The sequence below is a fragment of the Virgibacillus chiguensis genome, from assembly GCF_900129865.1.
Taxonomy (GTDB): Bacteria; Bacillota; Bacilli; order Bacillales; family Amphibacillaceae; genus Virgibacillus; species Virgibacillus chiguensis.
Genome location: NZ_FQXD01000006.1, coordinates 250,552 through 258,698, shown reverse-complemented (window position 1 = coordinate 258,698; position 8,147 = coordinate 250,552). Strand labels below are relative to the sequence as shown.

The following is an 8,147-nucleotide window of genomic DNA, read 5'->3' as shown; positions in this document are numbered from 1 at the left end:
GGGGGCTAGTGTTTTTATTTCTATTCACATTAATTCATTTAATGAAAGCACTAGTGGGTATGAAGATTATATCCACGAGACCCTATCAACTAACTCAATAGATGGCCAATTGCAAGACGCATTGCACGAAGAGATTATAAAAGTAAATGGATTACGGGATAGAGGGCAAAAAAAGGCGGATTTTCATGTCCTGCGAGAATCCGATATGCCTTCTGTATTAACAGAAAACGGGTTTATTGATAATGCTAAAGATGCAGCTAAAATGAAACAAACAAGTTGGATCAACGCAGTAGCAAAAGCCCATGCAAAAGCAATAGCAAATTACTTATATAACCAAGGAGATGGTAGGATGAAGTACCGTTTAAGAACAGGAAAATTTGATTTTGCAGAGGATTTAGTGGCGGCTAAAACAGCTATTAAAGAGAATTTTAATTGGGTATTGTATGAAGTTCCGGAAAGTTTAAATTGGAACCCTGGTTACCGTATTATTACAGGGGCTGCTTTTAATAGTTTGAAAGAAGCTGAAGAAGCTCAATCTAAATTAAGAGATATTATTCCTGGATATGCGGTCTACGTTATTGAAGCGTAGTGATTAGGGAAGGCACTCATTTAATGGGTGCCTTTTTTATATTGCAAAAAACTTAAAAGGATGTGGCTAAATGACAAAAGTAGTAGCAATAGACATTGGACACGGTTCTGATACGTTTCCACCAAACAAGGGCGTATATATTGGTGGTAAAGGTTATGCGGAGCATGATTTTAATTCAAAAGTGGGAGTCGAGTTAGACAAATTATTAAAGCACAACGGATTTAAAACAATCATGAAACAAAAGCCTTTTAGTCCTGACGTAGGTTTAACCACACGTACCAATTACTATAACGCAAAAGGAGTTGATTTAGTTTACTCTTTACATGCTAATTACAACGGTAACCCCGATGTTAACGGGCGTTGTGTGTTTTATTGGCATACAGCAAATGATGCTAAAGAGTTAGCTAATATTATTGTGGACGAGGTTAAAAAGGCTGGTTATTCTACGCATGGCAACGGCTTACATGCATCTAAACCTAATATTTGGACAAATTTGCACATCTGTAGAGAAACGCATATGACAGCCGTGTTATCCGAGAATGGCTTTATGTCTGGTGACAAGGACTTTGAATTGATTTTCGGTAGTAAGCAAAAGCAGTATGTAAAAGATATGGCAAGAGTACATGCTAAGGCTATTTGTCGTTATTATGGGGTTAAATTTAAGGATTTGGATGGAACGGCTGTTGCTGATAAGCCATCTAAGCCTAGCAAGCCAGCAAGTAAATCCATCTCTAAAATGGCACAAGAAGTGATTACTGGTAAACATGGCAACGGTCATGATGCTAGACGTAAATCACTAGGGATTACTCAAGCTGAGTATGACAAGGTGCGCAAAGAGGTTAACCGTAGATCGGGCATTAAAACAGCATCTAAACCTAAAGGTAAAACTGTTGCACAGATGGCACAAGAGGTCATTGACGGCAAGCATGGTAATGGACATGCTAATAGGCGTAAGTCGTTAGGTCTCAGCTCATCAGTCTATAATAAAGTTAAGCGAGAGGTAAACAGACGATTGACCGGTAAATCAGCCGTATACAGCAAACAAAAATCAAAATCATTTTCTGTTGGCCAAAAAGTAACGGTTAAAAAATCAGCAAGCACCTTTGCGACTGGTGAGTCGATTGCTGACTTTGTTAAGGGTAAATCATACACGGTTAAACAGGTTAAATCAGATCGTGTGTTACTCGATGGCATTATGTCTTGGGTGCGTAAATCGGACGTGTATTAATTTAAGAAGCTCCTCTGGTTGAGGGGCAATACATAAGAGGAATTGGTGTTCAGTTGTATATTAATAACTAATTATTAATTTTTTGTAAAAAAACAGTTAATTTATGGTTTTAGTGGAAAAAACAATCTAATATTTAAATAGAAAGGAGGATAGTAAATTTAATAGAAAAGTATAGGAGGGTATTAATCGAAATGACAACAGTTATTGGATTTAGAAAAAAGATGATGTTTGTTTTTGTATTTGCCTTAATCTTCATTGGTTTTATGTTGTTTTCTACCAGTAAAGCAAGCGCAGCTTCATATAGGGCAGGTGACATTTTAGTTACGAGTAGTACGAGTTTTAAATTCGCTGGTCATGCCGGAATAGTAGGCAGATCAGCAAACGGTAGGCTTTATGCTGTGCATATTCCTGGACCTAATAAACCTATTCAAAAAATATCATTAAGTGGTTGGGAGAGAGCTTACCCTAAAACTGAAATCTGGAGGCATAAACATAAAATAGCAGCTAATAAAGCAGGTAATAAAGCTATGGATTTTGTTAGATACTATGGCAATAAAACAACTTTTATAGCTCCTTATAGCTTGGCAGGAAAAGCTGCTTGGACTCTTAAAAATAAAAATAAGACATATTGTAGTAAACTGGTCTGGCAAAGCTATTATTATGGCCCTGGCTATAATTTAGGTTTCAGCCCAAATAAATTTGGCATCTTACCTCCGTACGCTCTTAGGGGTGTACCAAATATGTATAAAGTGTCTGGAAGTCTATAGCTTTAAAAAGCCCCGTCCGAAGTGATACTTCACCCCAAATGTTAGAGAAAAAACCTAATGTTTGGGGTGTTTTGGGTGGGGTTTTATTATTTGATGTAAAGTTTTGGTAAATATTGAAGGATATCAGAAAATGTTGTCGAAATAGTAAAAGTAGAATATTAGTAGGGGGAGACTATGAAAAAAATTACTAAATTACTTTTGACCGTTGCTTTAATATTAATCCTTATACCAGTTTCGCCGACTTACAAGGTGAATGCAGCAAGTAATTTTATTTGGCCGGTAGAGGGGAGTTATACGATTACAAGAGGTCTGTCATCATTTCATAATGGGTTAGATATTGCAAAAGGTGGTACGGTACCCATTAAAGCAAGCGCTCCAGGTAAAGTTATCTACGCTAAGTATCATAGCAGCAACACCGCAGGGGATTATGGGAATCTTGTTGCAATTCGACATTCAATTGGTGGAGTAACATACATTACTAAGTACGCTCATATGAGAAGTAGTTTAAAAGTTTCAGCGGGGCAAAATATTAGCCAAGGAACGGTATTAGGGTATATGGGGAATACAGGTGATTCTACTGGACAACATTTGCATTTTGAAATTTTAAAAGGCACAACTAATATGTGGGCTTCAAGAAGTCATAGAGTAGATCCTTTAGATTACTTAGGAAAAAGTAATAATTCTATTCCAAAACCAGATTTAGATGATTGGTCTGATTTTCCAACTATAGGGCATAAAAATTATTCTGGAAGAGAAGCATATGTTGAATTGTTGCAAGGAATGTTGCATGGATCTGGGTATAGTAGTGTAGTAGGTTCTATTACTGGTAAGTATAATTCTGATACTAAAAAAGCTGTTATACATTTTCAACGAGATCATGGTTTAAGAACAGACGGAGTTGTCGGAAAGAAAACTTGGCAAAAGTTTGATGATTATATTGATAGAAGGAGTAGTTATAGGGTGAACTGGAATCACCCAGCAAGACCTTATGAAATTGTTTTCTTTAGTACATCTGAAAAAGTTGAATGGAAGTTCTGGTATACCGATACGAAGCAATGGGGTAATGAAAAGTTTACTTTTTGGGTGGACTAGCAAAATATTAAAAAAGCCTACTCCTTTACAAAGGGTACAGATTATATTGGGGTAGGCTTACTTTTCTGTTGATTCCCTATTTAAAGTTTCAATATGTTCCTTAACAATAATTTTATTGTTTTTGATTTTTTTCTCTATTTGTCCTAAGTATGTATTATTTTGTTTAATCGCTCTGCACTTCCACCAATGAAATTTTATGTTGGTAGGATGAAGTAAAAATAATGGTTTAGTAGGCTTTGTGAGTCTGTGCAAATGTTTATTGTCTTTGTCTGTTTTCCCTTTATGAGCATCCCCCGCTATATATAAGTAACCTAAAAAATCCATATATATTAGCATATATCTTGTTATGTCTTTAGTATCTTTACTTTTATTAATAACAAATTCAACAGTTGTTTTAGGATGGATTTCTCTTACTGGCTTAGAGAGGTAATATTTACTTTTATTATCAGTTGTCTTTTCTTTCAACACCAGAAATGAATCAATGCAAACTCCATTACCTAGATTTTTAACAATAACTTTAAAATCGTTTGTTTCAACATCTGTTATGATTCTTTCTTTAACAATTTTAACAGTTATAACAGGAGAGTGGTTCGCTCGGTATTGTAAACGGGCAACATAAAGAGTGAGAAGCGAAACAGGGAACAATACTATATTAATAAGTTCGGTTGTACCTAAATCCTTGGTTGACAAACTAAAGTAAAAAAATCCTAGTATGCCTAAAGAAATTATAAACATTAAACCCCTCATGGTAGCACCACCAATTCTATCTTAATTAAAAGTCGCTATTCAGTTAAATTACGTTTAAAAAATTTCTGCTAACATTATAAACGAAACCACTATTAAGGTAAATTTACCATGAAAGAAAATAAAATGCTAGGCTTGGAGTATAAGTAACACTTGAAGTAGCTACTTAAAAAAATCGAACCTATCAACAATCTCCTTAAAGCTTCCCACAGCAATGATTACTGATTTATTTTTAAAACAATAGTGGTGGGTGACTGTGTGAAATTCGTCAAGGTACACATAGTCAGTTTGATTCAGTTTTACATTACACACTCCGCAGTGCACTTACTAATTCGACAGTGAGTAATAAATTCCTTCCCACCTTGAAAACGAACAAAAGTTCGCGTATAATAAGAACATACGTTCTCGTTAAGGGCGAATGATAATTAAAAAGGAGATGTTTTTATGATTGGCAATTCAATACAACTAGTTAATGAATTAAGAGCAGAATTTATGGAAAGCGATACAGTTAAAGTTTATGAAGAATGGGACAAAGATATTATATTAGACTTTTTGGAGTACTCTGTTTCTAGTAATAGCATTTTTCCGGTTTTGAATATAGATAGTACCAAACCTAACTACAATTTTGATGGTCAACTTTTTCAAACAGTTAATCCAAATGGCAGTAGGTGGAAAGCTATTCCTTCACGCATTGCAAACGATGGTCACTGCAATTTTGAAGTTGTTTCTTATGATAGTGATTCAAAAGAGTATAAATTTCAGCTTAGAACCCCGATGATACTACCAGGTGGTTCCAAACTAGCGTTTAAACATGATGGTACACCCAAACCAGAAGATAACGTTACCTTCAAAGCTATTTACAGAATATTGTAGGAGGAGAATCAATATGATTAATATTCCTTATGATTTTTCAGCCTTGTTAACATTGCCAACATATAGGCAAATGGAGAGTAGAATTAAAGGTTTTAGTAATGTTACTAATATTGGTAAAGATGAAAGTGGAAGCTACAATATGTACAAAATTGAGATGGGAAACACGGATAAACCAACTATTCTAGTAATAGCAAGTATGCATGGCACAGAATGGATGGGTGCTTTGTATAGTATGAGATTTATGGAAGAAATAAGAGATAATACATTTGCAGACAAGGCATTTAGATCTGACTTATTAAAGAGTTTCCACATTGTATATATTCCGGTTGTTAATCCATATGGTTTTGATAGAACATCTCATAATGAAAGTAATAATGTTGGAAGGTATAACGTTAACGGTGTTGATTTAAATAGAGATTTTAGTGATTTTACACAATCTGAGACGCAAAATGTTAAAAGAGTGATGGACTTTGAAAAACCTTTTGCCTTTCTTGACATTCACATGTTTGGTAGTTCTATGGATAGTAGCAATGGGAAGAATTTAATTGTTGGAAATGGCCAGTATGAAACAGATAAAATCAGAAATTTGATAACTGATTCATTAAGTTTATTTGCAAGACAGCCAGTAGTAAGGTGGCCAGGTTTTGATAGGCTCTTGCGAGGATTAGCACGAAGATATATGCGTGATAGGAGTAACCCTCATACAAAACATACGCTTTCTTATATAACTGAAATAGTGAGACCAAGAATGTTAGCTAACGGATTAGATGCCCCTCTAAGTGATGAAGAAATAATGAATTACGGTATGGCTTCACTATATTTGTTTTTCATAACTTCGATGAAATACTATCGACAACGGAAAGTGGAATTGGATAATAAGCAAATTTTAGCGTTTCAAAATCAAACATATAAGCTTTCTAGATGAAAAGTATATGAAGTTTTCTAGACATGCCTCGTTGTATTTGAGGCATGTCTATTTGATTATTTAAAGTTATTATTACGAATAACATAACAACTACAGTTGTTGAGGTTATCTTAAGTATTCTACATCCACTTTTTTACGTATGAAAGTTTTCTCGACGCCATCTTTTAGCTTTATTGATATTTTGTCCGCTGTATCGAACGTGGTAACGCCTGTAAGTGATTCTCCTGTTTCTTTACTTATAATTTTAACTTTCTTTCCTATTTTCATTACCATGAAACTAACCCCTTTATCATGTATTAAATAAATAGTATCAGTTTATAGATAATATATCTATATAAAACAAAAAGAGAAGGCATGAAAAACCTTCTCTTAAAATAAAGGATAGCCTTCCTCAAAAGAGAAAAGCTATCCTAAATGACCTTGAATTAATATATCATTATACGCCTACCCACGCCTAAAATTTATTGTTATAATTTAGCCTCAACGTAATTTATTTAGCCCCAAGAAACAGCCCCAAATAAATTCGTCATTGTGCATTATCCTGCGTTTTTAAAATTTCATAGTTTGATTAAAAACCTTGTAGCATCAACATTCTTCTAACTCAACTACATCAAATTATAGTTATAAAAAATTAAGCAACGTAAGCCCTACCTGCTCTTACGTCCTTGCGACCCCGAAGTCGCGCCAGTGTGAATAAGCATGGTCAAAAACATAGTAGAATGCCAATGCTTATATGCCACTTCATTACAATTAATAAATACTATCATAGTAATGTTGTTTTGTCAATGATGACTCTAAGAAAAATGATTTTTTATATGATCCAGAAGAGGAAAAGTAGCTTCATATTAGGTATACTATAATTTAGACATTTTGTAGCTTATTTTTATACAAACAGCTTCTTCGTGTAGTGAAAGAGGAAAACTTGTATAAGTAACCCATTGTTGTGGGGAAATTAGGATTAATACTTAAAAGCCATGATAAAAAGGAGCATGATTAATGGATATGCAATTACAACACAAAACCGTGTTAGTTACTGCTGGAAGTAAAGGGTTAGGAAATGCAATTGCTACAGAGTTTGCAAAAGAAGGAGCAACTGTGTTTATTAGTAGCCGAAATGAAGAAAACTTAAAGAAGGCTGTAAAAGAAATAAAAGAAGCTACGGCTAATCCAAACGTGGAATACTACGTATGCAATATGAAAGATGCGGATGCAATTAAGCAAATGATTCTCTCTATTGTAGAAAGAGAAGGGAAGATAGATGTTCTCATTAATAATGCTGGAGGCCCGCCAGCAGGAAGTTTTCTCGACATGGATGATGAAAGCTGGTATCATGCATTTGAATTAAATTTACTTAGTTTTGTAAGAACAATTCGTGAAGTAGTTCCGCATATGAAACAGCATGGAGGCGGGAAGATTGTCAATATTGCTTCCTCTTCAATTAAGCAAGCACTAGATAATCTAGTTTTATCCAATACAATGCGACCAGGTATAGTTGGTCTTTCCAAAACGTTAGCTCAAGAACTAAGTGAAGACAATATATTAATTAATACGGTGGGTCCAGGTTCTGTGAAAACAGATCGGGTGCTTGATTTAAATAAGAAAAAGGCAGAGAAGTTGGAAACATCGCCAGAAGATATCATGGCTAAAGCTGAACAAAATATTCCCATGAAGCGCTATGGTAAGCCAGAGGAATTTGCTAAAGCAATTGTATTTTTAGCTTCCGGAGCAAATACGTATATTACAGGTCAAGCTTTAATCGTAGATGGTGGCCTTGTAAAAGCATTGTAGATAAAATAAATGACGTCTCTACACGCAAACTAGACTGTTTGAACTGCGAAAGGAAAGCTGAATTAAAATTTACGAAGTCAATCAGGTCATTGTTATCCAAGTGAAAAAGTACATGTATGGATCCCATTTACAAGTACACCT

At 34.7% G+C, this 8,147-nt stretch carries 9 protein-coding genes; 7 read left to right on the top strand and 2 right to left on the bottom strand.

Annotated elements, in window-relative coordinates:
- The 4 genes from BUB45_RS09400 to BUB45_RS09385 all read left to right on the top strand — a co-directional run.
- On the top strand, positions 1 to 589 hold a 589-nt coding region (locus BUB45_RS09400), incomplete at its 5' end, for an N-acetylmuramoyl-L-alanine amidase family protein (protein ID WP_139300130.1).
- Between the two features lie 70 nt (positions 590 to 659).
- The gene (locus BUB45_RS09395; protein ID WP_073007801.1) at positions 660 to 1,817 is read left to right on the top strand and encodes an N-acetylmuramoyl-L-alanine amidase; all 1,158 of its coding nucleotides are present in this window, start codon (positions 660 to 662) and stop codon (positions 1,815 to 1,817) included.
- Positions 1,818 to 2,008: 191 nt separating this feature from the next.
- The gene (locus BUB45_RS09390; protein ID WP_073007798.1) at positions 2,009 to 2,584 is read left to right on the top strand and encodes a C40 family peptidase; all 576 of its coding nucleotides are present in this window, start codon (positions 2,009 to 2,011) and stop codon (positions 2,582 to 2,584) included.
- A gap of 174 nt (positions 2,585 to 2,758) precedes the next feature.
- Entirely contained in the window at positions 2,759 to 3,676 is a 918-nt protein-coding gene (locus BUB45_RS09385; protein WP_073007795.1) for a peptidoglycan DD-metalloendopeptidase family protein, read from the top strand.
- A 57-nt stretch (positions 3,677 to 3,733) separates the two neighbouring features.
- On the opposite strand, the gene BUB45_RS09380 is transcribed toward BUB45_RS09385, so the two are convergent.
- On the bottom strand, positions 3,734 to 4,411 hold the full coding sequence (locus BUB45_RS09380; protein ID WP_139300129.1) for a hypothetical protein: 678 nt from the start codon (positions 4,409 to 4,411) through the stop codon (positions 3,734 to 3,736).
- 453 nt (positions 4,412 to 4,864) lie between these two features.
- Here BUB45_RS09380 and BUB45_RS09375 point away from each other — a divergent pair, with 453 nt between their 5' ends.
- Both BUB45_RS09375 and BUB45_RS09370 read left to right on the top strand, forming a co-directional pair.
- Entirely contained in the window at positions 4,865 to 5,293 is a 429-nt protein-coding gene (locus tag BUB45_RS09375; RefSeq protein WP_073007789.1) for a hypothetical protein, read from the top strand.
- Between the two features lie 13 nt (positions 5,294 to 5,306).
- Positions 5,307 to 6,218, top strand: a complete 912-nt coding sequence (locus BUB45_RS09370; protein WP_073007786.1) for a DUF2817 domain-containing protein — start codon at positions 5,307 to 5,309, stop codon at positions 6,216 to 6,218.
- Positions 6,219 to 6,323: 105 nt separating this feature from the next.
- On the opposite strand, the gene BUB45_RS19865 is transcribed toward BUB45_RS09370, so the two are convergent.
- Positions 6,324 to 6,491: a hypothetical protein gene (locus tag BUB45_RS19865; RefSeq protein ID WP_170861739.1), complete on the bottom strand. Its 168-nt coding sequence runs from the start codon at positions 6,489 to 6,491 to the stop codon at positions 6,324 to 6,326.
- A gap of 723 nt (positions 6,492 to 7,214) precedes the next feature.
- Here BUB45_RS19865 and BUB45_RS09365 point away from each other — a divergent pair.
- Positions 7,215 to 8,006, top strand: a complete 792-nt coding sequence (locus BUB45_RS09365) for an SDR family oxidoreductase (RefSeq protein ID WP_073007783.1) — start codon at positions 7,215 to 7,217, stop codon at positions 8,004 to 8,006.
- Positions 8,007 to 8,147: the final 141 nt, after the last annotated feature.

Excerpts from the sequence above, each read along its gene's own strand:
- BUB45_RS09395 (WP_073007801.1), top strand. The coding sequence starts at position 660 with ATGACAAAAGTAGTAGCAATAGACATTGGACACGGTTCTGATACGTTT.
- BUB45_RS09390 (WP_073007798.1), top strand. The coding sequence starts at position 2,009 with ATGACAACAGTTATTGGATTTAGAAAAAAGATGATGTTTGTTTTTGTA.
- BUB45_RS09385 (WP_073007795.1), top strand. The coding sequence starts at position 2,759 with ATGAAAAAAATTACTAAATTACTTTTGACCGTTGCTTTAATATTAATC.
- BUB45_RS09380 (WP_139300129.1), bottom strand. The coding sequence starts at position 4,411 with ATGTTTATAATTTCTTTAGGCATACTAGGATTTTTTTACTTTAGTTTG.
- BUB45_RS09375 (WP_073007789.1), top strand. The coding sequence starts at position 4,865 with ATGATTGGCAATTCAATACAACTAGTTAATGAATTAAGAGCAGAATTT.
- BUB45_RS09370 (WP_073007786.1), top strand. The coding sequence starts at position 5,307 with ATGATTAATATTCCTTATGATTTTTCAGCCTTGTTAACATTGCCAACA.
- BUB45_RS19865 (WP_170861739.1), bottom strand. The coding sequence starts at position 6,491 with ATGGTAATGAAAATAGGAAAGAAAGTTAAAATTATAAGTAAAGAAACA.
- BUB45_RS09365 (WP_073007783.1), top strand. The coding sequence starts at position 7,215 with ATGGATATGCAATTACAACACAAAACCGTGTTAGTTACTGCTGGAAGT.